This window comes from Streptoalloteichus tenebrarius (genome assembly GCF_024171885.1).
Taxonomy (GTDB): Bacteria; Actinomycetota; Actinomycetes; order Mycobacteriales; family Pseudonocardiaceae; genus Streptoalloteichus; species Streptoalloteichus tenebrarius.
This window is the reverse complement of record NZ_JAMTCP010000007.1, coordinates 79,998-106,363: the sequence shown is the minus strand read 5'-3', so window position 1 is coordinate 106,363 and position 26,366 is coordinate 79,998. Positions and strand designations below refer to the sequence as shown.

Here is a 26,366-nt window from a genome sequence, read left to right as displayed (position 1 = left end):
CGTGCTGGGCGGGGTCCCTGGTGCGGGAGTCGTTCGGACGGATTCGTCAGGTTTCCGTCGTCCGAATCGCCGGTGCAGTGGTGCGAGGTGGCGGGTCCTGGGTCTCCTGACGAATCCCGGGAGCGCCGTCCCGCCTCCACGCCGGGTCGCGTCCCCAGCCGCGTCGTCACCTGCTGGGGCGGTCACGCGCTGAACAGTGTCAGCACAGTGTCAGCCGTTCGATGGTCGATCGAAGCTCACCGTAAGTCGGGATGCCGGCGCGGCCAACCCCGTTCCGGGAGCCCAGCCTGTTCGAGTGAAAACACGTTCTCCCGCGTCGCGGCCTTGACTCCGCGGCAGCGGCCGTCGTGTCAAGAGCTGACGACGTTTTCCTTCCAACGAGCGAAGTCGTACCCGATCGGTTTCGGTCCCGCCCCCGTGGTCACACCACTGACGACGACGGCCCGACGGGCGGGCGTCGTGGGCCGACGCGCGCCGCGAGGACCGCGAACGTCTCCGGACCCAGCTCGACCCATCCCGGATGGCCGTCACCGGCCACGTCCGGGGTGGCCGTGCCGTTGGAGAGCAGGACGTCGAGATCGACGCCGGCCACCGGGACCCGCACCGCCTCCTGACCCAGGTTGCAGGCCAGATGGACCTCGTCGCCCCGGCCGTCCGTGCGGTGCAGCACGATCCACCGCGCGTCCTCGTCGACGTCCACGCCGAGCCGGTCCAGCCAGGGGTCGGACAACGCGGGCCGGGCGCGCCGCAGCGCGACCAGCGCGCGGTAGAGGGACAACAGCTCGCGGTGCCAGCCGCGCCCCGGCTCCGACCAGTCCAAACGCGACCGTTCCACCGTCTCGGGGGAGATCGGGTCGGGGACCTCGGCCGCGCCCCAGCCGTGCTCGGCGAACTCCGCCCGCCGGCCTCGGCGGACCGCCTCGGCCAGCTCGGGGTCGGGGAACGACGCGAAGAACTGCCACGGCGTGCCCGCGCCCCACTCCTCACCCATGAACAGCATCGGGGTGTACGGGGAGCACAACAGGATCGCCGCTCCACAGGCCAGCAGCCCTGGCGACAAGGACGCGGAGAGCCGGTCCCCGGTGGCCCGGTTGCCCACCTGGTCGTGGTTCTGGAGGAAGGCCACGAACCGGTGTCCCGGCAGCCGTCGCGTGTCCACCGGGCGGCCGTGGGACCGCCCCCGGAACGACGACCAGGTCCCCGCGTGGAAGAAGCCCTCCCGCAGCGTCGCCGCCAGCGCGGTCAACGAGCCGAAGTCGGCGTAGTAGCCCTGCCGCTCGCCGGTCAGCGCCGTGTGCAGGCAGTGGTGCACGTCGTCGTTCCACTGCGCGTGCAGGCCGTGGCCGCCCGCCTCCCTCGCGGTGACCAGGCGCGGGTCGTTGAGATCGGACTCGGCGACCAGGGTCAGCGGCCGGCGCAGGTGCGCGGCCAGCGCGTCCACCTCCGCCGCCAGCTCCTCCAGCAGGGGAGTGGCGCGCCGGTCCACCAGCGCGTGCACGGCGTCCAGCCGCAGGCCGTCGACGTGGAAGTCCCGCAACCAGCCCAGCGCGTTGTCCACGACGTAGCGCCGGACCTCGTCCGAGCCGGGGCCGTCCAGGTTCAGCGCCGGACCCCAGGGCGTGCTCCCGGTGAAGTACGGGCCGAACTCGCCGAGACAGGCGCCGGACGGCCCGAGGTGGTTGTAGACCACGTCCAGCAGCACGGCCAGGCCGCGCGCGTGGCAGGCGTCGACGAAGCGCTTGAACCCGTCCGGCCCGCCGTAGGGTTCGTGCACCGCGTACCACAGCACGCCGTCGTAGCCCCAGCCGTGCGGTCCGTCGAAGGCGTTGACGGGCATGACCTCGACGAAGTCGACGCCCAGCGACACCAGGTGGTCGAGGCGGTCGATCGCGGCGTCGAACGTGCCCCGCTCGGTGAAGGTGCCGACGTGCAGCTCGTAGATCACGCTCCCCATCAGGGCGCGTCCGGTCCATCCCTGGTCGGTCCAGCGGAACGTGCGGTGGTCGTAGCGGCGGGAGGGTGCGTGCACGCCCCGGGGCTGCCACAGCGAACGCGGGTCGGGGAGCGGGGTGCTGGCGTCGTCCAGGAGGAAGCCGTAGTCGACACCGTGGGGTGGAAGATCACACGTCGTGTGCCAGAGGTCCTGGTTGCCCCGGCGCATTTCGTGGACGTTCCCGTCCAGCCAGAGGGCCACGCGGGACCGGTGCGGCGCCCACACGGTCAAGCCCCCGGTGGGCGTGGATGCGGTGGGGAACTCCGGGCGGTCAGGGAACTCCGAGACGTCGCTCGGCGGTCGTGCGGTCGCGTCGGTGTGGGTCACTGGTCCTCCCTGAGCAACAGCGCGACCGGGTACCGGGCGAGCAGGTCGGCCAGGAGCGGAAACGGGCCCGTGACCGGCCGTCGGGTGATCAGGTTGGTCCACCGGCCGCCACCGCCGTGGCGAGGGCCGGGCAACGGCAGCATGGTGTCCCGCCACCCGCCCTCGCGCGCCAATCCCACGGGCAGCCGGGTGGCCACGACCACCACCTCGGCGTCGCTGCCCCTGGCGAAGGCGAGACAGTGCCCGGCGGCCGCGCCCTCCGCCCACAGTGGACGGTAGCAGCGAAACGACAGGGGACGGTCCCGGCGCAGGCGCAGCACGGTGGCGGTCACGTGCAACTTCGCCGCTCCGCTGTCGTCGACAGGGGGAAGCCAGCCCGAGTCCAGACGGCGCAACAGTCTCCGTCGCCGCGCGAAGTCCACCGGACGCCGGTTGTCCGGGTCCACCAAGGACAGATCCCACAGCTCACTGCCCTGGTAGACGTCCGGGACCCCTGGTCCCGCCAACTGCGTGATCTTCTGCCCCAGCGCGTTCGACCATCCGGGCTCCCGCACGCGCCCGACGAACGCCCCGACGTCGGCCAGCAGGTCCTCGTCGGCCCACACCGCCTCCGGCCACGCCTCCACCGCCGCGTCGAAGTCCGGGTCGGGGTCGGTCCAGCTCGTGCGGAGCTTGGCCTCCCTGGCCGCCTTCGCCAGGTACGCCCTGAGCCGCCCCGAGTCGATCGGCCAGGCACCCACCAGGGTCTGCCACGCCAGCAGGTTCAACGTTGGCTCGGGCAACCCGCACCGGGCCGACCACTTCCGGGCCGCCGAGGCGAACTCGTCGGCCAGCTCCGACACCACCGCCAGGCGGGCCCGCACGTCCTCGGACCGCTTGGTGTCGTGAGTGGACAACGTGGTCATCGTGGCCGGCCATCCGGCCTCGCGGGCGGCGGCGCGCTCGTGGAACTCCGCGACCGGGACCCCGAAGCGCGCGGGGTCGCCGCCCACCTCGTTGAGCGCCACGAGCCGAGGGCAGCGGTAGAACGCCGTGTCCTCCACTCCCTTGGCCATGACCATCCCCGAGGTCTGCTGGAGTCGGGTGGCCAACTCCGCGTCCGGCGCGGCGAGGACCGCCCCGGCCACGCCGTCGATCTCGGCCGCCAGCTCGGGTCGACGCTCGCGAGCCGTGGCGACCGCCGCGTCGAAGGCCGCGCGGCCTTCGGGGAGGTACGAGCGGTAGACCGGGAAGGCGGCCAGCAGCTCGATCACCGCCTGCTCCACGCGCTCCCGGTCGACGCCGGGAGCCAGGGCCGCGATCCTCCGCACCTCGGCCCGCAGGACCCGCTCACCGATCTCACGACGGCACACGTGCTCCTCGCCGCGCGGGTCCCACCCGCCACACTCCACAGTGGACAGCTCTGTGAGGGTCCTCTCGCCGTTGGGGTCGACGAACACCCCGCAGACCTCCCGCAGCGCGTCGTACCCCGTGCTGCCGTCGACCGGCCAGGAGACCGGCAACGACTCACCGATGGCCAGGATCTTCTCCACCACGAGCCACGCGCCGGGCGCGGCGGCACGCAGCCGCCGCAGGTATCCGCCGGGGTCGGCCAGCCCGTCCGGATGGTCGATGCGCAGGCCCGTCACCAGGCCCTCGCCGACCCACCGCAGCACGGCCTCGTGCGTCGCGGCGAACACCTCCGGGTCCTCCACCCGGACGGCGGCCAACTCGGAGATGTCGAAGAACCGTCGGTAGTTCAGATCAGTGTTGCCCCTGCGCCAGGACACCAGTCGGTAGTGCTGGCGCTCGTGGACCACTCCCACGTCGTCGCCGTCGTCGCCGTCGTCGCCGTCGTCGCCGTCGTCGCCGTCGTCGCCGTCGGCGCTGCCCGGCGCGAGGGGGAAGCGGCGCTCGCCGTACGTCAGACAGTCGCCGTCGATCGCCAGCTCGGTCAGCGCCGCCGCCCCGCCGTCCCCGTCGTCGGCCAACACCGGCAACAGCAACGGCCCCCGGCCCCAGTCGATGTCGAAGAACCGCGCGTACCGCGACGCCGGGCCATGTCGCAGCACGTCCCACCACCACGGATTGGCGTGCGCGTCAGCCACGCCCATGTGGTTGGGCACCAGGTCCACCAGCAGACCCATGCCGTGCTCGCGGAGCCGTGCGGCCAACGCCCGCAACCCCTCCTCGCCGCCCAACTCCCGCGAGGCGCGCGTCGGGTCGGTGACGTCGTAGCCGTGCGTCGATCCGGGGGCGGCCTGGAGGACGGGGGAGGAGTAGAGCGCTCCGACACCCAACGCGGACAGGTAGTCGACCAGCGCGGCCGCGTCGGCGAAGGTGGTCCCGGGGCCGAGTTGGAGCCGGTAGGTCGACGTCGGCGGCGTGGGCCGGTCCGGGCCGGTCATCACGCTCGCCTGGTCCGTTCGAGCACGACCAGCGTGCGCGGGCCCATCGGCAGCACGCCCCTGGCCGGGGCCTGGCGGGGCCGGGTGGGCCTGCCCCCGGCCACCACGCCGGTGACCTTCCCGCAGCCACAGCCGAGCACCTCGCCCGAGGCCGTGTCCAGCACCACGGTCCACTCGTCGCCGTACTCCACGTCCGGCATCACGAAGTCGATCGCCCCGTCGTGGGCGTTGAAGCACAGCAGGAACGAGTCGTCGGTGACCCGCCGGCCCAACCGGTCCACGTCCGGGATGCCGTCCCCGTTGAGGAAGACCGACACCGAGCGGCCGAAGCCGCACTCCCAGTCCTGCTCGGTCATCTCCTCGCCGCTCGGCGTGAACCACGCGATGTCCCGCAGCTCGTCGTTCCGGCGCAGCGGGCGGCCCCGGAAGAACCGCCGCCGCCGGAACACCGGGTGGGCGCGCCGCAGCTCGGCCAGGGACCGGGTGAACGCCAACAGCTCCTCGTTCTTGGCCGCCAACGACCAGTCCAACCAGGACAGTTCGTTGTCCTGGCAGTAGGCGTTGTTGTTGCCGTGCTGCGTGCGGCCGAACTCGTCGCCGTGCAGCAGCATCGGCACCCCCTGCGACAGGAACAACGTCGCCAGCAGGTTCCTGCGCTGCCGGGTCCGTAGCTCCAGCACCACCGCGTCGTCCGTGGGACCCTCCGCGCCGCAGTTCCACGACCTGTTGTCGTCGTGGCCGTCGAGGTTGTCCTCCCCGTTGTCCTCGTTGTGCTTCTCGTTGTAGGACACGAGGTCGGTGAGGGTGAACCCGTCGTGCGAGGCCACGAAGTTGACCGACGCGTAGGGGCGGCGACCGTCGTCCTGGTAGAGGTCGGAGGAGCCGGTGATGCGCGAGGCGAACTCGGCCAGCGTCTCCGGCTCGCCCCGCCAGAAGTCCCGCACGGTGTCCCGGAACTTCCCGTTCCATTCCGTCCACAGTGGAGGGAAGTTGCCGACCTGGTAGCCGCCGGGCCCGACGTCCCACGGCTCCGCGATCAGCTTGACCCTGCTGACCACCGGGTCCTGCTGCACGATGTCGAAGAACGCGCTGAGCCGGTCCACGTCGTAGAACTCCCTGGCCAGGGTGGCGGCCAGGTCGAACCGGAACCCGTCGACGTGCATCTCCGTCACCCAGTACCGCAGCGAGTCCATGATCAGTTGGAGGGTGTGCGGGTGGCGGACGTTGAGTGAGTTCCCCGTCCCCGTGTAGTCCATGTAGTACCGGGGATCGTTCGCCACCAGCCGGTAGTAGGCCGCGTTGTCGATCCCCCGCAGCGACAGCGTCGGCCCCAGGTGGTTTCCCTCGGCGGTGTGGTTGTAGACCACGTCGAGGATCACCTCGATCCCCGCCTGGTGCAGCGACCGCACCATCCACTTGAACTCCTGCACCTGCCGGCCCTGCCCCCGGTTCGCGGCGTAGCGCTCGTGCGGCGCGAAGTAGCTGATGGTGTTGTAGCCCCAGTAGTTGGTCAGTCCACGGCGGACGAGGTGGTGCTCGTCGACGAAGTGGTGCACCGGCATCAGCTCGACGGCCGTGACCCCGAGCCGGGTGAGGTACTCGGTCACCGCCGGGTGCCCCATCCCCGCGTACGTGCCCCGCAACTCCTCGGGCAGGTCGGGATGACGCATCGTCATCCCCCGCACGTGGGCCTCGTAGATGACCGACTCGTTGTACGGCCGGCGCGGAGGGTGGTCGTTGCTCCAGTCGAAGAACGGGTCGACCACCACCGCCTTGGGCAGGTAGGGCGCGGAGTCGGCGTCGTTGCGCTCGCCGCTGCCCAGCAGGTAGCCGAACAGCGCCTCGTTCCACCGCAGGTCCCCGGTGATCGCCTTCGCGTACGGGTCGATCAACAGCTTGTTCGGGTTGCAGCGCGCCCCCGACTCCGGGGCGAACGGGCCGTGGACCCGGTAGCCGTACCGCTGCCCCGGCGTCACCCGAGGCAGGTACGCGTGCCACACGAACCCGTCGACCTCCCGCAGGTCCACCCGGCGCTCCCGGCCGTCGTCGTCGAACAGGCACAGCTCGACCCGCTCGGCCACCTCGGAGAACAACGAGAAGTTCGTTCCGGCCCCGTCGTAGGTCGCGCCCAGGGGATAGGGCGAGCCCGGCCACTGCATCACATCGCACTCGGTACCACAGTGGATGGCCCGGTGCGCGGCGACAGTCCGCGCCCTCACCCCACTCCGGGACCGCCCGGTCCGCCGGGTCCGCCCGGTCCGTCGGGTCCGTCGGGTCCCCACCCGCCGCCCGACCCCGTTCCGCGCTCGGTCCGCACTCGTTCCGCGCCGACCCGTCCCGTGCGGCGCGCCGGCCGTCACCCGTCCCGGTGTACGAGCGGGGAATCCTGGCGAGTGGGAACGAGGGCCGCGCCCACTGCTGGCACCATCGGCTGTCGTGGACACCGAGCTAGCCCGGCTCGCCACGGCGCACGGCGTGGCCACCTGGTACGAGAACGACCAGCGTCAGCGGACCGAGGTCGACGACGACGTCGTCGTCAAGGTCCTGGCGGCGCTCGGCGTGGACGCGGACGGACCGGAGGCGGTGCGCGAGGCGCTGCGCGCCGCGGACGTGGCCTCCCAACGACGCCCCCTGCCCCGCACGCTCGCCCACCGCGTCGGCGAGCACCGGCCCCTGCCGGGCTCGGCCGTGCTGCGGTGCGAGGACGGCACCGAGCGCGGCCTGCCCGACGGCCTGCCACCCGACCTGCCCCTCGGCTACCACCGGCTCGTGCTGGACCGCGACGAGGTCTCCCTGGTCGTGGCCCCACCCCGGCTGCCGGCGGCGCCCCACGCCTGGGGGTGGTCCCTCCAGCTCTACGCGTTGCGCTCCGCCGCGTCCTGGGGCATGGGCGATCTCGGCGACCTGCGGGACTTCGCCCGGTGGGCCGGGGACGAACTCGGCGCGGGGCTGGTGCTGTGCAACCCCCTGCACGCGATCACCCCGGTGCACCCCGTGCCCGCCTCGCCCTACTCGCCGTCCAGCCGGCGCTTCACCAACCCCCTCTACCTCCGGGTCACCGACACCGCCGCCTACGTGCGCGCCGACGCCGAGACCCGACGCCTGGTCGACGAGCTGCGCCCGCCCGACACGGACCTGATCGACTACGACGCGGTGTGGGCGGCCAAGAGCCGGGCGCTGGACCTGCTGTGGCAGCGGGAGGGGCGCACGGGCGACCCGGACGCGGTGCCCGGGCTCAGGGAGTACGCCACCTTCTGCGCGCTCGCGGAGTTCCACGGCGCGGACTGGCGGCGGTGGCCCTCGGCGCTGCGCCACCCCGAGGCCGAGGACGTCGCCACCGCCAGCGTGGCCCTGCGGTCCCGCATCCGGTTCCACGCCTGGCTGCAACAGCAGTGCGCCGTGCAGCTCGCGGTCGCGCGGCACGCCGCCCAGGCGGCCGGGATGCCGCTGGGCATCGTCCACGACCTCGCGGTGGGCGTGGACCCCGCCGGGGCCGACGCGTGGGCGTTGCAGGACGTCCTCGCCGAGGGCGTGACGATCGGCGCGCCGCCGGACGCCTTCAGCCAGCACGGCCAGGACTGGGGGCTCCTGCCGTGGCGGCCCGACCGGCTGGCCGAGGTCGGCTACCAGCCGCTGCGGGACCTGCTGCGCGCCACGTTCCGGCACGCCGGCGGAGTCCGGCTCGACCACGTCATGGGGCTGTGGCGGCTGTGGTGGATCCCGGAGGGCGAGCCGCCCTCGCGCGGCACCTACGTCCACTACGACGCCGAGGCGATGCTCGCGGTGCTGGCGCTGGAGGCCCAGCGCGCGTGGGCCATGGTGATCGGCGAGGACCTGGGGACGGTCGAGGAGGAGGTGCGCCAGCGCCTGGGGGAGCAGGGGACGCTCGGCACGGCGGTGCTGTGGTTCCAGCGCGACGAGGACGCGCCGGAGCGCCCGCTGCTCGCGCCCCAGCGGTGGCCCCGCATGGCGGTGGCCAGCATCTCCACCCACGACCTGCCCACCGCCGCCGGCTTCCTGCGGGGCGAGCACGTCAGGGCCAGGGCCGACCTGGGGCTGCTGGACGACCCGGCCGCCGAGGCCCGCCGCGCCGAGGCCGAGCGCGCGGAGCTGGTGGCGTTGCTGCGCAGGGAGGGCCTGCTGGACGGGGAGGTCAGGACCGAGGACCTCGTCTCGGCCATGCACGGCCTGCTCGCCCGCACCCCGTGCCGGCTGCTGCTCGCCTCCCCGGCGGACGTGCTGGGTGAGACCCGTCAGCCCAACCTGCCCGGCACCACCGACGAGTACCCGAACTGGCGGCTCCCGCTGCCGTTGACGTTGGAGGAGCTGCGGGAGAACCCGGCGATGCGCCGCACCGCCGCGCTGTTCTCCGCGTGGCTGAGCCAGTTCACGGGCTAGTGCGTGTCCTGTGGGGATTCTGGGCTGCCCTTGCTGATCACGACGGGGTGGTGAGCTGACGGACAGGGCGGGGGTGCGAACCGAGCCGTTGCTGCCCGTCGTAGCGGGGAACGGGTGTCGCGGGCGCGATCAACCGCAAATGATCACCGCGATCCCGACCGCTGACGGCACCTGGGAGCGCATCCTCGACGAGGTGTTCATCAAGGATGGCTCCGTCGGCGCGGTCGAGGGGACCATCACCGTCGACTCGCCCCGCGGCAGGCTGACCAGCAAGATCCACTTCGCTGTCGACGGACATGGCCTGCCGATGTCGATCCCGCTCGCCCCAGGCCAGGCCGGCGACAACCCACCACTGCTGCCACTGCTCGACGCGATCGCGGTGGAACGGGAGCGACGCGGTCGAATCGTCGTCGAGCGCTGCTTCAACCGACTCAGGTAGTTCCGCGACCTGGTCGCGCCTTGTCAGACGAACCGCCTACTTCCGGGCTGAACTCACCATCGCCGCCACGATCCTCCGGCTCCGCACAGACTCACAGGACAGGACCTCGCTTGAGTTCTCACCTGTTGTGCGGGGTCTTGGGTTTGCTCGGCGGCTTCTTGCCGTGGCGGGGTTTCTGTTTATCCGTGCTGGTGACGGTGTGGACGTCATCGCGTAGGGCGGGGTGTTGGTGGGGCACTCAGCCGGACGTCTCAGACCCGGGCCGGGGACGGGCGGTGCGCCGCGACGGGCTTCTCTCAGGGCTTCTCTCAGGGCTTCTCCCACGGGCGGCGTGGATCGGCTGTTGAGGCCGCGGGCGAGGCGGAGTGTGGTGTCGGTGGCGATCAGCAGCCAGGCCCAGCGGTCGTCTGCCGCCAGTGAGCGGAGTTCCGGGGTGGTCCAGCCGAGGATCTGTTGGAGCACGCGGACGGTGTGCTCGATGGCGAACCGGCTTCGCTCGTGATCAACTGGGGTGTGGGCCATCAGCCGCCAGGTTGAGACTCAAGCTAGCAGCGACGGCCGTCACGGGTCCTCGGCCCAACAAGGGGCAGGTGCGGGCGAGGGGCCGTGGTTCAGCCCGGCGCGGGACGCGCTCGTGTCCGTTGCTGGTTCGGCCGGGGTCTCGCGTAGGGGAGGCTCTGGCCTCACGTCACTTCGGCCGTTCCGGCGGTCGGGCCTCCAGGCGCGGAACCGCCCACCGCAGCGGTCCTCCGAGCAGGGCGCCCAGCAGGCTCGCGGTCGTCGCGCTGGTCCCCGCGATGCCCCAACCCACCGGGCCGAGCGGCGTGCACCCGAAGAACCGGCTGACGCCGGGGGTCTGGATGGCCGCCGCGAGCACCGCGGCCGAGCCCAGGCCCGCCCCGATCACCTTCCTGTCCAGTCCTCCGGTGACCACGGTCTGGCCGAGCTGCGTGCCGACCAGCGCGGCCAGCGCCACGGTGCTGGCCCGTCGCGACCGGCCCGTCAGCCGCGCGGCCACCCACGCGCCGGTCGCGCCGAGCGTGGTGATCGCCGCGCGCAGGGCGACGTCCCGGTTCAGCGCCACGCCCAGCGACGTGTCGGGCCCCTCCCGCAGCAACTCGGCCCTGGCTTCGGCGACCGGCGGTGGCCGCAGGGCGATCGCCAGCGCGGGCGCGAGGTCCGTGAGCAGGTTGACCAGCAACAACTGGCGGGCGTTGAGGGGCGACCGCCCGGTGATCGCCGCGCCGAGCACGGTGAACGCGATCTCGCCGAGGTTGCCGCCGATCAGCACCGCGAGGGCCTTACGCACGGACGACCACATCGCCCTGCCCTCGACCAGGGCGGCGATGACCGTCTCCAACCGGTCGTCGGTGACCACCAGGTCGGCCGCGGCCCTGGCCGCCGGCGTGCCGCGCCGGCCGAGCGCGATCCCGACGTCGGCCAACCGGATCGCCGGCGCGTCGTTGGCGCCGTCGCCGGTCATCGCCACGACGCGGCCCAACCGTTGGTACGCCTGGATGATCCGGACCTTCTGGCTGGGGCTGCACCGGGCGATCACGTCCACTGTGGGCAGCAGCTCGTCCAGCGCCCTGTCGTCGAGTTCGTCGATCTCCGCCCCGGTGACCACGCGGCCCTCGTCGCCGTCGGAGCGGACGGTGGCGGCGATCGCGTCGGCCGTCGCCGGGTGGTCGCCGGTGACCATCACGATCTGCACGCCGGCCTCGCGCAGCTTCGCCGCGGCCGGGGCCGCGCTGCCCCGCACGGGGTCGGCCAGGGTGAGGAAACCGAGGAAGGTCAGGTCGTCCAGGTCCTCCCCGGCGTCGTCGGCCACGCGGGAACCCCGGTTCTCGGCGACGGCCAGCACCCGTCGGCCGGCCCCCGCCAACCGCTCGGCCCGCTGCGCGAGCGTGCGCCGGCCCCGCTCGTCCAGCGGCCGCTGGTCGTCGCCGACCCCCTGACGCCGGCAGCGGGGGAGGATCACCTCGGGCGCCCCCTTGACGCTCAGCAGCAGGTGCCCGTTGGCCCGGCCCACGCTCGCGTGGTAGCCCCGCGACGGCTCGAACGGCACCGTCTCGACCTTGCGCCAGCCCCTGGCCGCCGTGGTCAGATCGACCCGTGCGGCGCGGGCGCCCTCCACCACGGCCCTGTCGGTGTGGTGCGCCAGCTCCTCGGGCCGCTCCGCCTGCGGCGTGGCCCGCAGCCCCGCCGCCAGGACTGTCCTCAGTGGACTGTCGAGCTGGTCGAGCGGCCGCGTCCTGCGCCCGTCGTCGACCTCGCTGAGCCGCAGCCGGCCCTCGGTCAGCGTGCCGGTCTTGTCGAAGCACAACACGTCCACCCGGCCCAGCGCCTCGATCGTGCGCGGGTTGCGCACCAGCGCGCCCCGGTCGGCCAGCCGTCGCGCCGCCGCGAGCTGCGCGGCGTTGACCAGGAACGGCAACCCCTCCGGCACCGACGCCACCGCGAGGTTCACCGCCGCGCCGAGGGTGTCGCGCAGCGGAGCGCCCCGCAGCAGCCCGGCGCCGGAGACCGCCGCCGCCGACCCCACCGCCAGCGGCACGCTCATCCGGCCCAGCGACCCCAGACGCGCCTCCACCCCGGTGGTCGGCGCGCCCTGCCGGGCCGCCGCCATGCTCCGCCCGACCTCGGTGGCCTCGCCGGTGGCCACCACCACGGCCGTGGCGTGGCCGGCCGCGACCGTCGTCCCCTCGTAGAGCATCGACCGGCGCTCGGCCAGGTCCGCGGCCACCACGGGGGCGGGGTCCTTCGCCACCGGCAGCGACTCGCCGGTCAGCGACGACTCGTCCACCTCCAGCCCGGACGCCTCCACCAGCCGGCAGTCCGCCGGCACCACGTCCCCGGCCGCCAGCAGGACCACGTCCCCGCTGACGAGCTCCTCGGCCGTGACCACGCGTTCGACCCCGTCCCTGCGGACCTTCGCCCCGACGGCCGAGCGCGCCAACAGGTCGGCGAGCGCCCGGTCGGTGCGCACCCGCTGGATCGTGCCGATCCACGCCGAGAGCACCACGACCCCCGCCACGAGCGCGGCGTCGGCCGGCGAGCCGACCGCGGCGGACAACGCGGCGCCGCCGGCCAGCACCGGCGTGAGCGGGTTGGCCAACTCCTCCAGGAACGCGCTGCCCAGGCTCGTGCCCAGCGACGGCCGTCCACCGGTGGCCCGCCAGCGCCGCCGGACCTCCTCGGCGGAGAGCCCGTCCGACCCGCTGCGCAGATGGCGCAACACCGCCTCCGGCGGCATCAGGTGCCACGGCGTGTCCCCGACCACCGGCGTCGACTGCCGCGTGTGGAGCTGGTGGGCCCGCCACAGGCCGTCGGCGAACGCGAGCGCCGCGCCGGTGTTGACCGCGCGCAGGCTGGCCGCCGAGGGCTGCGCCTGCCCGCCCCGCAGCGCCAACACCGTGCCGATGCCGGTCGAGATCTGGGACAGCCGCGTCCCGTCCCTGGTCACCTGGCGCGCGGCCGCGACCGCCTCCACCACCAGCACCGCGGCCTCCAGGTCGGCGCCCACGATCAGGTGCGCGCCCCACGGCGGCGGCGTGCCCTTCCGGTGCACCCCGACCCCGCAGTCGGCCCTGGCGAGGGCGTGCCGGTCGGCGGAGAGCAGCAGCACGACGTGGCCGGCCTCCTGGAGCCGACCCACCGCGCGCACGAGATGGCCGTCGTGCGGGATCACCTCGTCGGCGAACCCGGGGTCCCGGTTCGGTTGGCTCGACGCCACGAGCAGCCGCAGCCCCGCCCGCCTGGTGGCCGCCGCCACGGCCTGCATGCCGGGGGCGACCTCCTCGGTGGCCGCCAGCACCGCCTGGAGCCGCCGGCCCTCGGCCAGGCCGAGCACGGTGGTCGCTCCGCGCTCCGTCAGGCGTCGCCGTTCCCGCACACCCTTCCGGCCCTGGAGGTCCAGCTCGTCGACCGGCCCCAGGACCCAGCCGTCCCCGTGGCGCACCTCGGTGGGGGCGTCGGCGTCGAAGAGCCGGAACGCGTGCTCGGTGACCTGCCCGATCTCGACCTCGGGGAGGGGGACGAGGTCCGTGAGGACCGACCGCCCCGTGCGGAGCGCCGTCTCGTCGATCACCACCGTGTCGACGACGTCGAGCCGCCGCAGCACCGCCCTGTCCATGGCCAACGTCCCCCGCCGGGCCAGGACCCGGCCCAGGTGCGCGGCGAAGGCGGCGCGACCGGCGTCGGTGGCCTTCGGCAGCGCGGCCAGGCCGAGCGCGGCCGCCCGGCGCGGGCCGAGCAGCGGCGTGGTGAGGGCCGACGCGGCCGACCCGGCGGCCAGGACGCGGCGCGCGTACCGCTCGGCCGGACCCTCCACGGGCGCGCCGCCCCGTGCGACGGGCATCGGCTGCGCGCCGGCGTCGTCCGGCCCTCGGATCAGCTCGTTCTCCGCGCGGCACCAGGCGGCCTGGTGCGCGCGGGCCTCCCGCCACTGGGCCACCCGCTGGGCCACGTCCAGGACGGTCCCCGCGCCCCCGGTGGCCAGGCCGTGCACCAGCGCGGCCGCCATCGACGTCACCGAATCGGCGCGCTCGTGGCCGCGCAGCCGACGGGCCGCGCCCTCGCGCAGCCTCGGGTGCAGGTCCACCGCCGAGATCAGCCCGGCCAGCTCGGTGGGCAGCGGGGTGAACGGCAACAGCCGGGTGACCGCCGACAGGGCCAGGCCCACGGCGTCCACCGCCAGGGTCGGCAGGACGCGGGTGCCCGCGGTGCCGTCCGCCGGGTGGTGCAGCTCGTCCTCGGCCATCTCCTCCGCGCGGTTGGCCGGCTCCGCCTCCGCCCTCGCCACGATCCGCACCAGCTCCGCCGTGCGGGGCGGCGGGTCCGTGACCGCGATGATCACCCGGGACGCCGGCGCGTTGACCCGCGCCCACAGCACACCGGGGTGCCGTTCGAGCAGCCGCTCGATGCGGTGGGCCACGCGCTCGCCATCCGGCCCGTGCACACCGTGCGCCTCGACGTGCAGCCGACCAGGGCAGGACCACACCTTGTTCCTCGGACGACCCAGGTAGTCCAGGGTGGCCCCGGCGACCTGCCTGGCGAGCGCACCCAGGGTGTCGAGTGGATCGGACGCGCGCGTGTCACGTGTGCCCATGTCACCCCGTCCGCCGAGATCGTCACTTGGACCCCTGGGGTTCCCTGCGCACGCCTCGGCTAAGCGCTCCCGCCCCCTGTCCCGATCACCCCACGGCCACGCTGGTCGTGATCTACTCCCGACCTGCCACAACAGATCACCGACCGGACCCCGCCGGCCACTCCAGCGAGGTGCGACCCCCACGCCGCCCTCAAGGCCAAGAATCGAAAACGCACCCTGACGCCCCAGCTCACGAAGGGTCCTCCCCACGCCCGCAGGGGTGAATCTCGCTGATAGGTGCCGACGGGCAGCGTCGAGATGTCCTCCCCGCGCCCGCAGGGGTGAGTCGCTCGGGCTGGCCGACGACGTGCCGATCGCGGAGTCCTCCCCACGCCCGCGGGGTGAGTCGACCGTGTGCCGACAGTTCGGGTGCATCAACCCGTCCTCCCCGCGCCTGCGGGGGTGAGTCGGCAACGCTGCGGGGACGCTCGCCCTGCTCGGCGTCTTCCCCGCGCCCGCAGGGGTGGGCCCCAGCCGGTCGCGCTGTTGGTATGGGGGCACGGGGTCCTCCCTGCGCCCGCGGGGTGAGTCGGTGCTGATTCGCTGGGGCACCCCAGAGCCCAGGTCTTCCCCGCACCTGGGGGTGAGTCCCATGCTGCGGCGGCCGAGTCATTGGTGATGAGGTCCTCCCCACGCTTGCGGGGGTGAGTCGCCCGACGCGGCCCCGAACGTGGCGTCCGCGCCGTCTTCCCCGCGCACGCGGGGGTGAGTCGGCGGCCGCAGTCCTGGCCGACACCGGATGGGAGCCCTCATTACGCCTGCGGCGGAGGTGGGTCGGCCTTCTCCCAGTGTTTCCGGCGGAATCGCAGTCGTCCCGCACCCACTGGGGTAAGTCCGGCGACAGGCCACAGACCTGCACCGACGTACCGTGCTCCCCGCGCCTGCCGCAGGGGTGAGTCGGCCGGTCCTCTGGAGACACGCACCCTCAGAGCGTCCTCCCCGCGCGTGCGGGTGAGTTCTCTCCGGGGCGTACTGCGTGTGGATCACGCTCGTCCTCCCCACGGCCGTACTTGTCGTGATCTACTTCCGACCTGCCACAACAGATCACCGACCCGACCTCGCCAGGCACGCCCAGGAAGGTGCGTCCCATGCCGCCCCAAGGTCAAGAATCAATAACGCGCCCCTGACGCCCCAGCTCACGAAGGGTCTTCCCCGCGCACGCGGGGGTGAGTCTCGCGCGATCGGGATCTGTCGGGACACCGCATGGTCTTCCCCGCGCACGCGGGGGTGAGTCCGGGAGTTCCCGATCACGCGGGAGACCGCTGCGGTCTTCCCCGCGCACGCGGGGGTGAGTCGGATGCTGCGCTCTGTGCCCGGGGGCAATGTCGGTCTCCCCGCGCACGCGGGGGTGAGTCGATGAGATCGGCGATAGCAGGGACGCTGTAGCGGTCTTCCCCGCGCACGCGGGGGTGAGTGGTCATGCCGCACCGCGACGGGGTCGGTGTCCAGTCTTCCCCGCGCACGCGGGGGTGAGTCCATGCCCACCGCCGCGTGAGTTCTGCCGCCGACGTCCTCCCCGCGCACGCGGGGGTGAGTCCATGCCCACCGCCGCGTGAGTTCTGCCGCCGACGTCCTCCCCGCGCCCGCAGGGGTGAGTCGGAGATGCCTGGCGAGGCGTGGATGGACATGGAGTCTTCCCCCGCGCACGCGGGGGTGAGTCGGCCCGTGGCCGGGACGTGGCCGCCGTGCAGTTGTCTTCCCCGCGCCCGCAGGGGTGAGTCGACTGACCCAGTCGCTCTGAGAGTTCCAGCCCCGTCCTCCCCGCGCCCGCGGGGGTGAGTCCAGCCGCCACCACCACGAGCCTGGCGACGACGAGTCCTCCCCGCGCACGCGGGGGTGAGTCGATGAGATCGGCGATAGCAGGGACGCTGTAGCGGTCTTCCCCGCGCACGCGGGGGTGAGTCCATGCCCACCGCCGCGTGAGTTCTGCCGCCGACGTCCTCCCCGCGCACGCGGGGGTGAGTCGACGTACACCATGCGGTTGGGGGTTCCGGGCCGTGTCGTGTTCCTCGTGTGCTGGGGCGAGGTGCTCAGCGGGTTCCCGATCGCATGTCCGGTGCGTTCGAGGTCGGTGAGCTGGAGCGACGTTCCCGAACGGCTTCGGGTGCCTGGAGGTTTGTCGGCTGATCCACAGGTGGCGAGGTGGCGGCGAGCCTGCTCGTGGAGAGTCGCGCCGTCGTTGCGTTCCACCCGGTCCGCCGTTCTCCGTTCTCGGCTGTCGGCGACCGCTCACGGGACCTTGACGGTGTCGCGCGCCCGCCCTACCGTCACTTCCGCACAACAAAATTAGTTTTCCGATATGTGGAAGATGTGGAAGATGTGGACACGAGGAGGGCGCGTGGTGTTCCCGCCCGACGTCCGGTTCGACGTCAACCTGTCGATCCTGTTCACCGAGCTGCCCCTGCTGGAGCGCCCGGCCGCGGCCCGGGCCGCCGGATTCGACGCCGTGGAGTTCTGGTGGCCGTTCGACACCGCCGTGCCCGACGACCGCCAGGTCGACGCCTTCGTCCGCGCGGTCCGCGACGCGGGCGTCCGCCTGGTGGGGCTGAACTTCTTCGCCGGCGACATGCCGGGCGGCGACCGGGGGCTGGTGTCCTGGCCAGGCAGGGCCGAGGAGTTCCGCGACAACATCGACGTCGTGGTGGCGGTGGGCGACCAACTCGGCTGTCGTGCCTTCAACGCCCTCTACGGCAATCGGATCGCCGGTGTCGCCCCCGAGGAACAGGACGCTCTGGCGGCGGAGAACCTGGCGCTGGCGGCGAGGGCGGTCGAACGGATCGGCGGCGTCGTCCTGGTCGAACCGGTGAGCGGCGCGCCGCGATACCCCCTGCTGACCGCCGACGACGCCGTCGCGGTCATCGAGCGCGTCGAACGGGAGTCCACAGTAGACAACCACCTGCGCCTGTTGCTCGACCTGTACCACCTCGCGGCCAACGGTGACGACGCCGTCCGCGCGATCACCGCCCACGCCGACCGCGTCGGGCACGTGCAGATCGCCGACGCACCTGGACGCCACGAGCCGGGAACCGGCGAACTCGACCTCGCCGGCCAGCTCGCCCTGCTCACCGCCCACGGCTACCCGGGCCACGTCGGTCTCGAATACCGCCCCAGCGGCGCGAGCGCCGACAGCTTCACCTGGTTGCCCCACGACCGGCGCGCCAGCTCCCGGGCGCACAGCATCTGACGGAGGCACGCAGTGACCACCCAGTCCGGAACGACAGTGGGATTCGTCGGCCTCGGCATCATGGGCTCGCCCATGGCCGCGCACCTGGTGGCCGCCGGTCACCGGGTCGCGGGGTACGACCTCAACACCGAGGCGGTGACCAGGTTGGCGAACGCCGGCGGCCGGGCCGCCACGAGCGTGGCCGACGCCGTCGCCGGAGCCGAGGTCGTCATCACGATGTTGCCCGCCGACCCGCACGTCGAGCAGGTCGTGCTGGGGGAGGGCGGCGTCCTTGACACGGCCACGCCCGGCACGTTGCTGATCGACATGAGCACGGTTCGCCCGGAGACCTCCCAACGGGTCGCCTCGGCGGCCGCCGAACGCGGGCTCCGCGCGCTGGACGCCCCGGTCTCCGGCGGTGAGGCCGGCGCGCGCCAGGCCACGCTGTCCATCATGGTCGGTGGGGACGAGGCCGACTTCGCTAGGGCCAAGCCACTGTTCGACGCGCTGGGCAAGACGATCGTCCACGTGGGACCGTCCGGGGCCGGTCAGGTCGTGAAGGCGGCCAACCAGCTCGTCGTCGGCGGGATCTACGCCCTCGTCAGCGAGGCGATCGTCTTGCTGGAAGCGTCCGGTGTGGACGCGAAGGCGGGTCTGGACGTGCTCGCCGGCGGTCTCGCCGCCAACCGCATCCTCGACCTCAAACGGGAGTCCATGGTCGCCCGACGGTTCCAGCCGGGCTTCCGGATCGACCTGCACCACAAGGACATGGGCATCGTGCTGGCGGCGGCCCGTCAGGCCGAGGTCGCGCTGCCCGTCGGTGGCGTGGTCGCCCAGCTCGTCCAGGCCGCCCGGTCGATGGGGTACGGGTCGCTCGACCACTCCGCGTTGCTCAAGGTCGTCGAGCGCTTCTCCGGACACGACACCCACGACGAGCACGACATGCCTGAGTGAGCCGTTTTTCCCAGTAGGACTAGGGAAACCATCGGACGCGCCGGCACGAGCCTCGCCGCGAGCGGCGCGGTGCGTCGCGCGTCCACGACACCCACCCGTCACACAGGTCGCGGGCGGCCGGCCAGCCTCGCGCCGGCCAAGCACCGAGCAGCCGGCCGCCCGCTCCCCGAAAGGTGTCTACCACCATGCCCGAGATCCCCGCCATGCAGGCGGTCGTCGACGTCCTCAGATCCGAGGGTGTCACCACCGCGTTCGGCTGCCCCGGCGCCGCGATCCTCCCGCTCTACAAGGCTCTGGAGCAGGACGGGACGATCGAACACCTCGTCGTGCGGCACGAGGAGGGCGCGACCCACATGGCCGACGGCTGGGCCAGGACCACCGGCGGCGTCGGCGTCGCGATCGGCACGTCCGGCCCAGCCGGAACGAACATGATCACCGGCCTGTACACGGCCATGGCCGACTCCGTCCCCATCATCTGCGTCACCGGTCAGGCGGTGAGCACCAAGCTGCACCAGGAGGCGTTCCAGGCCGTCGACATCGTGGAGATCGCCCGGCCGGTCACCAAGTGGGCGGTGCAGATCAAGGAGGCCGCGCAGGCGCCGTGGATCTTCCGCGAGGCGTTCCGCGTCGCCCGCTCCGGCCGCCCCGGCCCCGTGCTCATCGACATCCCGCTCGACGTCGCCCGCCAGCGCATCCCGTGGGACGCCACCATCGACGCGCCGCTGCCGGTGGCCGCCGTCGAGCCGCACCAGCCGCGCGTCGAACGGGCGTTGGACCTGTTGCTCGCCGCCGAACGCCCCCTGATCCTGGCCGGCGGCGGCGTGATCCTCGCCAACGCGTCGGACGCCCTGCTCGCGCTCGCGGAGTACCTCAACGTCCCCGTGCAGGTCACGTTGATGGGCAAGGGCGCGATCCCGGAGAACCACCGCCTGTTCGCCGGCATGACCGGCATCCAGACCCATCAGCGGTACGGCAACGCCTCGTTCCTGGAGTCCGACTTCGTGCTGGCGGTGGGCGCCCGCTTCGGCGACCGGCACACCGGCCAGCTCGACGTCTACCGGGGCGACCGCGTGTTCGTCCACGTCGACGTCGAGCCGACCCAGATCGGCAGGGTGTTCGGGCCGGACCTCGGCGTGGTCTCCGACGCCCGGCTCTTCCTGGAGGCGCTGCTGGCCGCCGCCCGCCGACGCGACGCGGGCCGACCGGCCGGAGCGTGGCCGGCCAGGGTCGCCGAGCTGCGGCGGACCCTGACCCGGCCGCTGGACCTGCCCGGCGTCCCGATCAAGCCCCACCGCGTGTTCAAGGAGATCAACGAGACGTTCGGCCCCGAGACCTACTTCGTCACCGCGATCGGGCTCTACCAGATCTGGTCCGGCCAGTTCCAGGAGACGTTCCTGCCCCGGCACTACCAGGTCTGCGGGCAGGCGGGGCCGCTCGGCTGGGAGATCCCGGCCGCGATCGGCGTGAAGAAGGCCCGGCCGGACGCCGAGGTGGTGGGCGTCGTGGGCGACTACTCCTTCCAGTTCCTCGTGGAGGAGCTGGCGGTGGCCGCCCAGTACGACGTCCCGTTCGTGCTCGTCATGCTCAACAACGAGTACCTCGGCCTGATCCGCCACGCCGAGCGGGGCTACGACATGAACTACCAGGTGGACATCCACTACGACCAGGTCGGCTCGGACAACGTCAAGATCATGGAGGCCTACGGCTGCTCCGGCCGCCGGGTCACCGAGCCCGACGACATCCGCGGCGCGCTGGACTGGGCCCGCAAGGAGGCCGAACGGACCAGCCGACCGGTGCTGGTCGAGGTGATGATCGAACGTGAGGCCGACATCGCCGGCGGCGTCCGCATCGACCAGATCACCGAGCCGGAACCGGTGCCGCACCCGGGCATGCTGTCGTCATGAACCACGTTGTCGTCGCCCCGGACAAGTTCAAGGGATCGCTGACCGCCAGGGAGGTGGCCACGCATCTCGCCGCCGGCATCGCCGAGGTCGCCCCGGACGTCGAGGTGCGGCTCGCCCCGATCGCCGACGGCGGTGACGGCACGCTGGAGGCGGCGCTCTCGGCGGGCTTCCGCCGGGTGCCGGTGCGGGCGGCAGGGCCGACCGGCCGCCCGCTCGACACCGCCTACGCCGAACGCGACGGCACCGCCGTGGTCGAGCTGGCCGACGCCTCCGGCCTGCGGCGACTGCCCGACGGCCCGGCCCCGCTGACCGCGAGCAGCCAGGGGACCGGCGAGGTGATCAGGGCGGCGCTGACGGCCGGGTGCCACACCGTGGTGCTCGGCCTCGGCGGCAGCGCGGGCACCGACGGCGGGGCCGGCATGGTGCGCGCGCTGGGCGCTCGGCTGGTCGACGAGGCCGGCCGGCCGGTCGGCCCGGGCGGGGCGGCGTTGGCCCGCGCCGCCGAGCTGGATCTCTCCGGGTTGCACCCGGCGGTGGCGAGCACCCGGTTCGTGCTCGCCACCGACGTGGACAACCCGCTGCTCGGGCCGACCGGGGCGGCCGCCGTCTACGGGCCGCAGAAGGGGGCCGCCCCGGCCGACGTCGCGGTCCTGGAGGCCGGGCTGCGGCGGTGGGCCGAACTGGTCACGCGCGTCGTCGGCCGGGACCTCACGGGCGCGCCCGGGGCCGGGGCCGCCGGTGGTGTGGGGTTCGGCGCGCTCGCGGTGCTGGGCGCGGAACCCCGGTCGGGCGTGGAGTTCCTCCTGGACCTGCTCGACGTCCGGACCGCGCTGAGCGGCGCTCGGCTGGCCGTCACGGGGGAGGGGTCGCTCGACGCGCAGACGCTGCGCGGCAAGGCGCCCGCCGGCCTGGCCGCCGCCGCCCGCGCGCTCGGCGTGCCCGTGGTGGCGGTGGCCGGTCAGGTGTCCGTCGACCGGGCCGTGCTCCGGGGGGCCGGCGTCGAACGGGCCTACCCGCTCACCGACCTCGAACCGGACCTGGCCCGGTGCATCACCCAGGCCGGTCCGCTGCTCCGGCGACTCGGCGCGCGGGTCGCGCGTGAGTGGCTGCTCTGAACGTCCGGGCCGGCCGTAACTGCGTCGTCGACCGGTCGGCCGGACAACCGGGGCGGGTTCCGCTCGGCCTCCTTCGGGCCACCGCAGGTGCTCTATCGGCCCCGGCCCAGCGGAACCCGCCCCACCCTGCTGAGGGCAGGGGCAAACAGAAGGAAGGCGCCGAGGGCACGGCGGATATTCGCGAGCGAGGGGAGAGGTGCGCAGCCGCTCTCCTCTCAGGAGGCCCTACTCTCTAGCGCCACGACAAGATCGCGGCTTAGCCTCCCTGGGCCGACGAGGGTAGGGGTGCATGACTGACGTCTACGGCAACGGACAGGGCGGCCATCCGGGGCGCCCGGTGGTCGAGCGGATCGACGGCGGTCTTCCGAGATCGGCCCGACTGGAGCAGTTCAGTCTGGCCTTCGTGCACCTGGTCGCCGCGGCGGCCGGATGTTCGATCAAGAGCCACGCGACCGACTACGACGGCGTCGACATCACGATCGCCGCCTCCGCCGAGTACGAGACGTACTACTGCCCCGAGTTCGAGCTCCAGGTCAAGTGCACGACGCAGCGCGAGCTGCTCAGGGACGACCACATGGTCTGGACGTTGACACGCGACCGGTTCCTCAAGCTGGTGCACCCCAAGCGGTACAACCTGGCGCTCCTGGGCGTGCTGCTGCTCCCCGAGGGCCCTGATCGGATGCTGGACCTCTCCGAGGAGGGCGTGCGCAGCTCCGGCCGGATGTACTTCGAGTACGCGTCCAGGCTGGGCGGGATCGAGGACGGAAAAGCCAGCAAGACGGTGCGCTTACCCAGAAGTAACCTGTTCGATGTCGAGGGTCTTCAGGAGATCATGCGCAACATCGGCGACGGAGGTCAGTGGTGAACGGTGCCTCGCTGGACAGCTACCGGGACATCGCCTCCGTCCTGTCACCACCAGCCGTGTCGCAATACCTGGCGACCCACGACTGGCAGTTGGAAACCCGCCACGAGGACGTCAAGGAGATCTGGCGGCTCCCCGGCGAGAACGGGCCACGCGGTCGGATCATGCTGCCACTGGCCACGGACTACGTCGACTTCCCCCAGCGTTTCCGCGAAACCCTCAGGGCGTTGGCCCTGATCTACGACTGGGACCCGGAGCAACTGGCCGAACGCATCGCGGCCACCCGCGCCGACCTGTTCTTCGTGCGGCTGGACCAGGAGATGACCGACGGGACGATCCCGTTCCGCCAGGCGGAGACGACCCTCGACGCGTTGTTCCGGATGATGAGGGCCGCCGCGACGACAGCCGACGATCCCACCCACTCCCACCGGGGCCGGCGCTCCACCCTCGTCACCGAATTCCTCGAGGACGACATCCGTCTCGGGCACACCAAGCGCGGCAGTTTCGTGTTCACGGTCGTCACCAGGCTCGGAGACCCACTACCGCCCCACGAGGACGGAACGCCAGCCGTTCCGTTCCCACGCAAGGTGATGACGACGCTGGCCACGGGGCTGACCTCGACGCGTCAACTGGCTCTGGAGTGGAACGAGGAGGCCCTCGATCACGCCGGCCAGTTGGGTCTCAGCGCGAGCCTGGTGGAATCCCTGGTGGAGTTGACCCAACCGGACGCGCTCCGCGCACTCGATCTGTCATTCGACTGGGCGGCTGGCGAGCCGAGACCACCGGTGAGCACATCCCGCATCGTCGTCGACCGCGATGCGATGGCTGGACTACCGCGTGTCCGCGAAAGACTGGTTCGTCGTGAGGAACCGCCGCGTCGTGAGACATTGGTCGGCGTCGTGCGGACGCTCAATCGCGAGGAAGTTGTCGATGAACACCAGGAAATGACCAGTATAGTTCTGTCGACACATGTCAACGGTCGTTCCCGAAAAGTGCACGTTCCCCTGGCTGGTGAGGATTATGAGTGGGCTATTCGGGCGCACCAGAGCAAGCGGCCCATCGTTGTCACCGGGGATCTCGTATTCGAACGCGGTGCCTGGCGGCTGACCGGAGACATCCTCGTTGACCGGAGCTACCCGAACCCTGAGTCCTGACCATTGACGTCCCGCGCACGCGGGGGCGTCTTGTCCGGTGGCTCCTCGACTTGGAGCACTCATGACGGCCCCTCGCACGCGGGGGCGTCTTGTCCGGTGGTAATCGCAGGTAGCGTGCGTGACTCCCCGCGGATGCGGGGGGCGAATCGACCTCGCCACCCGGTCAGCCCCGTAGTCCGTCCTTCCCGCGCATGCGGGGGCGGGTCCCGGTCGGTCGGACAACCGGGGCGGGTTCCGCTCGGCCTCTCCGGGCCACCGCAGGTGCTCTATCGGCCCCGGCCCAGCGGAACCCGCCCCACCCTGTCCCAGGCGGAAGGCGAACGCCACTGGCAGCGGAGACAGCACGGCTTACCTCAGGCGCATTGATCACCTCAGGTCCGACTGCCCACCTGGTGATGGCTCACGAGGGGAGGCGCGGCCCGGGCTGAGGGTGCCTACTGCCCTGTAGTAGGGGGACCCCCCATTTCAAACGTCCCACGGGGGTCTGACAGTTCGGGCCGGTCCATGGTCGCTCTCGCGGGTGGAGCGCGGGAATTCGCCCTGAGCGGGTGATCTCTGGCAGTCCCCGGCGTCGACATCACGAACGTCGCCTCCGCCGAGTACGAGACGCGCTACTGCCCAGTTCGATCTTCCGATCAACACCACCGCCGCGAGCCGCTCAGGGACGACCACATGGTCTGGATGTTCACGCAGGACGGTTCCTCATCGTTGATCGGAGCTATCCCAACCCTGAGCCCTGCCCATAGACGGCCCCGCTCACGCGGGGGCGCGCCGCAGGAGATCACCGCACGTAGCGTGCGCCGCCCCCGCACGCGCGGGGGCGAACCGACCCCTCCACCTGGTCAGCTCCGTAGTCGGTCCTCCCCGGGCAGGAGGGGAAGTCTCCGGTCGGCTCAGCGCACGGGTTCGAACTGGAACACCTGCCCCTGGGCTGTCGGCTCGCAGGGGAGTTGGAGCACCGGCGCCCACTCCTGGTCCGAGGCTTCGGCCACCCCGAGGCACAGGTCGCTGTGTACGGGCCGGAGTCGGAACCCGGTTCCGGACGTGGAGACCGGCTCCAGTCGGAACTCCTCGGCGGCCCCGGTGCCGCAGTAGTCGTCGGCCACGACCGCCCCGGGCTCGCGCGCGCCCTTCGCCACTCCCATGCATCCCGGCCCGAACTCGGGGTGTTGTGTGGCGATCCGGTACACGCCGGCACTGCGCAGTTCGAGGGACAGCCTCGGCATCGCGATGTCGCACGGCGCCTGGTGGACCTGCCCGCTGGACTCGCCCTGCCGTTCGGACAGGCACAGCCCGGAGTGCGCCGCGCGGATGCGGTAGGGCCCAGCGGGGAGTCCGATGGACGCCGTCACCTCGGCCGTGGCCGCCGAGGAGTGCGTCCCGGGCGGCGACTGGTCGTCGTCCTTCTCCTCCGTGGTCATGAGAGTGGTCAGCACGATCGGGACCGCGACGGCGAGAACGACCAGCGGCACGGCGATCGCGAGCACGACGAGCGGCCGGGTCCGCCGTCGGGATTGAACCGGGCCGGCGTCGCCGACGGTCGCTCGCGACGCGGGCGCGGCATCCGTGGGTGTGGCATCGATGGGCTGGGCCGGCCCGTCCCCTGCTGACGAGCCAGGTGCCGTGTCGGCCCTGTCGCCGCCGGCGCCTTCTGGTCGCTTCTCGGCCATCCCGTCCACCTGGTTCCGCTGGTTCCGAGCCGACGCGAGACGACGCCGGGCCTCCACCCACTCGGCTACCTCGTCCGGACTTCCACCACAGGCCGTCACCAACGAGACGACCAGTTCCTCGCGGGGCAGGCTCCCGCGGTTGAGCATCGAGGCGACGGTGCTTCGCGGCAGCGCCGCGCCGGCCTCCGCCGCGCGCCGCTCGATCTGCCGGTAGGTCAGCCCGGACCGGTCCTTGAGCCGGCGGAGCGCCGCGACGTACTCCTCTGATGACTGCGCTGATCGAGGGTCCGGCGCGGCGACGGGATCAGGCACGCGTTCACCCTGCCGGGGAGTTGCGTGATCGGCAAGACCGTCCCGCGCACCACGACCACCGGCATCGGACGAACGTCAGGGGCCGTTCCCGCCGCACCGATCCGCACCTGGCCCGGGGTGGTGTGCGGGGAGGACACACCCCGGGGCCTCCCCGCACGCCACTGGTCCCGACAGACTTCGGGACGTCGTCCTACCGGGTTTGCGCCAGCATTCCCACGGCCTCGACCCCGCGCGGGCAGTCCGCCCTGTTGGCCTGCCACTTCCACTGGGGCTTGCTGGTGTAGGACTCGCCGTTGGCGCATCGCACGGTCACCGTGACGTCCACGTTGGGGCATCGGGCGTACGCGTGACCGTTGCCGCCGTTGTTGCTGGTCCACATCGTGCAGGACACTGCGGCCGCCTTCTCCGGGCTGGCCGGGGCCGCCGGCGAGGCCGTGGCGCCGGCTCCGCCGACGAACACGAGCCCACCGGAAACGGCCAGGCCCGAGACGAGCAGTGCCGCGTTGCGTCGTAACCGGGACATCAGTGGATTCCTCTCG

Annotated in this window: 13 protein-coding genes, 1 pseudogene and 1 CRISPR repeat array; of the genes and pseudogenes, 8 read left to right on the top strand and 6 right to left on the bottom strand. The window is 72.5% G+C overall.

What is annotated here, in order from left to right; translation table 11 throughout:
- Positions 1–421: 421 nt before the first annotated feature.
- The 3 genes from treZ to glgX all read right to left on the bottom strand — a co-directional run bounded on the left by treZ (position 422) and on the right by glgX (position 6,869).
- A complete protein-coding gene (gene treZ / locus LX15_RS09475; RefSeq protein ID WP_372502548.1) occupies positions 422–2,218 on the bottom strand; it encodes a malto-oligosyltrehalose trehalohydrolase in 1,797 nt (598 codons plus the stop codon).
- Positions 2,219–2,316: 98 nt separating this feature from the next.
- Positions 2,317–4,707: a malto-oligosyltrehalose synthase gene (gene treY / locus LX15_RS09470; RefSeq protein WP_253669143.1), complete on the bottom strand. Its 2,391-nt coding sequence runs from the start codon at positions 4,705–4,707 to the stop codon at positions 2,317–2,319.
- Complete coding sequence (gene glgX, locus LX15_RS09465) at positions 4,707–6,869, bottom strand: glycogen debranching protein GlgX (RefSeq protein WP_253669142.1); 2,163 nt, start codon at positions 6,867–6,869, stop codon at positions 4,707–4,709. The genes treY and glgX overlap by 1 nt, the downstream gene beginning before the upstream one ends.
- A gap of 274 nt (positions 6,870–7,143) precedes the next feature.
- On the opposite strand from glgX, the gene malQ reads away from it, so the two are divergent.
- Both malQ and LX15_RS09455 read left to right on the top strand, forming a co-directional pair.
- Positions 7,144–9,105 carry a 4-alpha-glucanotransferase gene (malQ, locus tag LX15_RS09460; RefSeq protein ID WP_253669141.1) on the top strand — a complete coding sequence of 654 codons (1,962 nt, stop codon included), beginning with the start codon at positions 7,144–7,146 and terminating at the stop codon, positions 9,103–9,105.
- A gap of 253 nt (positions 9,106–9,358) precedes the next feature.
- Positions 9,359–9,475, top strand: a pseudogene (locus LX15_RS09455) (IS5-like element ISMt1 family transposase); the annotation flags it as partial.
- Positions 9,476–10,232: 757 nt separating this feature from the next.
- Here the strand turns inward: LX15_RS09455 and LX15_RS09450 are convergent.
- On the bottom strand, positions 10,233–14,654 hold the full coding sequence (locus tag LX15_RS09450) for an HAD-IC family P-type ATPase (RefSeq protein ID WP_253669140.1): 4,422 nt from the start codon (positions 14,652–14,654) through the stop codon (positions 10,233–10,235).
- Between the two features lie 1,188 nt (positions 14,655–15,842).
- Positions 15,843–16,658: direct repeats of the CRISPR family, unit length 24 nt; unit sequence TCCCCGCGCACGCGGGGGTGAGTC.
- A gap of 373 nt (positions 16,659–17,031) precedes the next feature.
- On the opposite strand from LX15_RS09450, the gene LX15_RS09445 reads away from it, so the two are divergent.
- From LX15_RS09445 to LX15_RS09420, 6 genes are all read left to right on the top strand, one after another.
- Positions 17,032–17,877 carry a hydroxypyruvate isomerase family protein gene (locus tag LX15_RS09445; RefSeq protein WP_253669139.1) on the top strand — a complete coding sequence of 282 codons (846 nt, stop codon included), beginning with the start codon at positions 17,032–17,034 and terminating at the stop codon, positions 17,875–17,877.
- A 12-nt stretch (positions 17,878–17,889) separates the two neighbouring features.
- A complete protein-coding gene (locus tag LX15_RS09440; protein WP_308213437.1) occupies positions 17,890–18,810 on the top strand; it encodes a 2-hydroxy-3-oxopropionate reductase in 921 nt (306 codons plus the stop codon).
- Between the two features lie 185 nt (positions 18,811–18,995).
- Entirely contained in the window at positions 18,996–20,714 is a 1,719-nt protein-coding gene (gcl, locus tag LX15_RS09435) for a glyoxylate carboligase (RefSeq protein WP_253669138.1), read from the top strand.
- On the top strand, positions 20,711–21,829 hold the full coding sequence (locus LX15_RS09430) for a glycerate kinase (protein WP_253669137.1): 1,119 nt from the start codon (positions 20,711–20,713) through the stop codon (positions 21,827–21,829). Before gcl ends, LX15_RS09430 begins: the two co-directional genes overlap by 4 nt.
- 289 nt (positions 21,830–22,118) lie before the next feature.
- Positions 22,119–22,694 carry a DUF4365 domain-containing protein gene (locus tag LX15_RS09425; protein WP_253669136.1) on the top strand — a complete coding sequence of 192 codons (576 nt, stop codon included), beginning with the start codon at positions 22,119–22,121 and terminating at the stop codon, positions 22,692–22,694.
- Positions 22,691–23,845 carry a hypothetical protein gene (locus tag LX15_RS09420; RefSeq protein WP_253669135.1) on the top strand — a complete coding sequence of 385 codons (1,155 nt, stop codon included), beginning with the start codon at positions 22,691–22,693 and terminating at the stop codon, positions 23,843–23,845. The genes LX15_RS09425 and LX15_RS09420 overlap by 4 nt, the downstream gene beginning before the upstream one ends.
- Before the next feature lie 893 nt (positions 23,846–24,738).
- On the opposite strand, the gene LX15_RS33050 is transcribed toward LX15_RS09420, so the two are convergent.
- Entirely contained in the window at positions 24,739–25,827 is a 1,089-nt protein-coding gene (locus tag LX15_RS33050; RefSeq protein WP_253669134.1) for a helix-turn-helix domain-containing protein, read from the bottom strand.
- Between the two features lie 190 nt (positions 25,828–26,017).
- Positions 26,018–26,350 carry a hypothetical protein gene (locus LX15_RS09410; protein WP_253669133.1) on the bottom strand — a complete coding sequence of 111 codons (333 nt, stop codon included), beginning with the start codon at positions 26,348–26,350 and terminating at the stop codon, positions 26,018–26,020.
- Positions 26,351–26,366 lie beyond the last annotated feature (16 nt).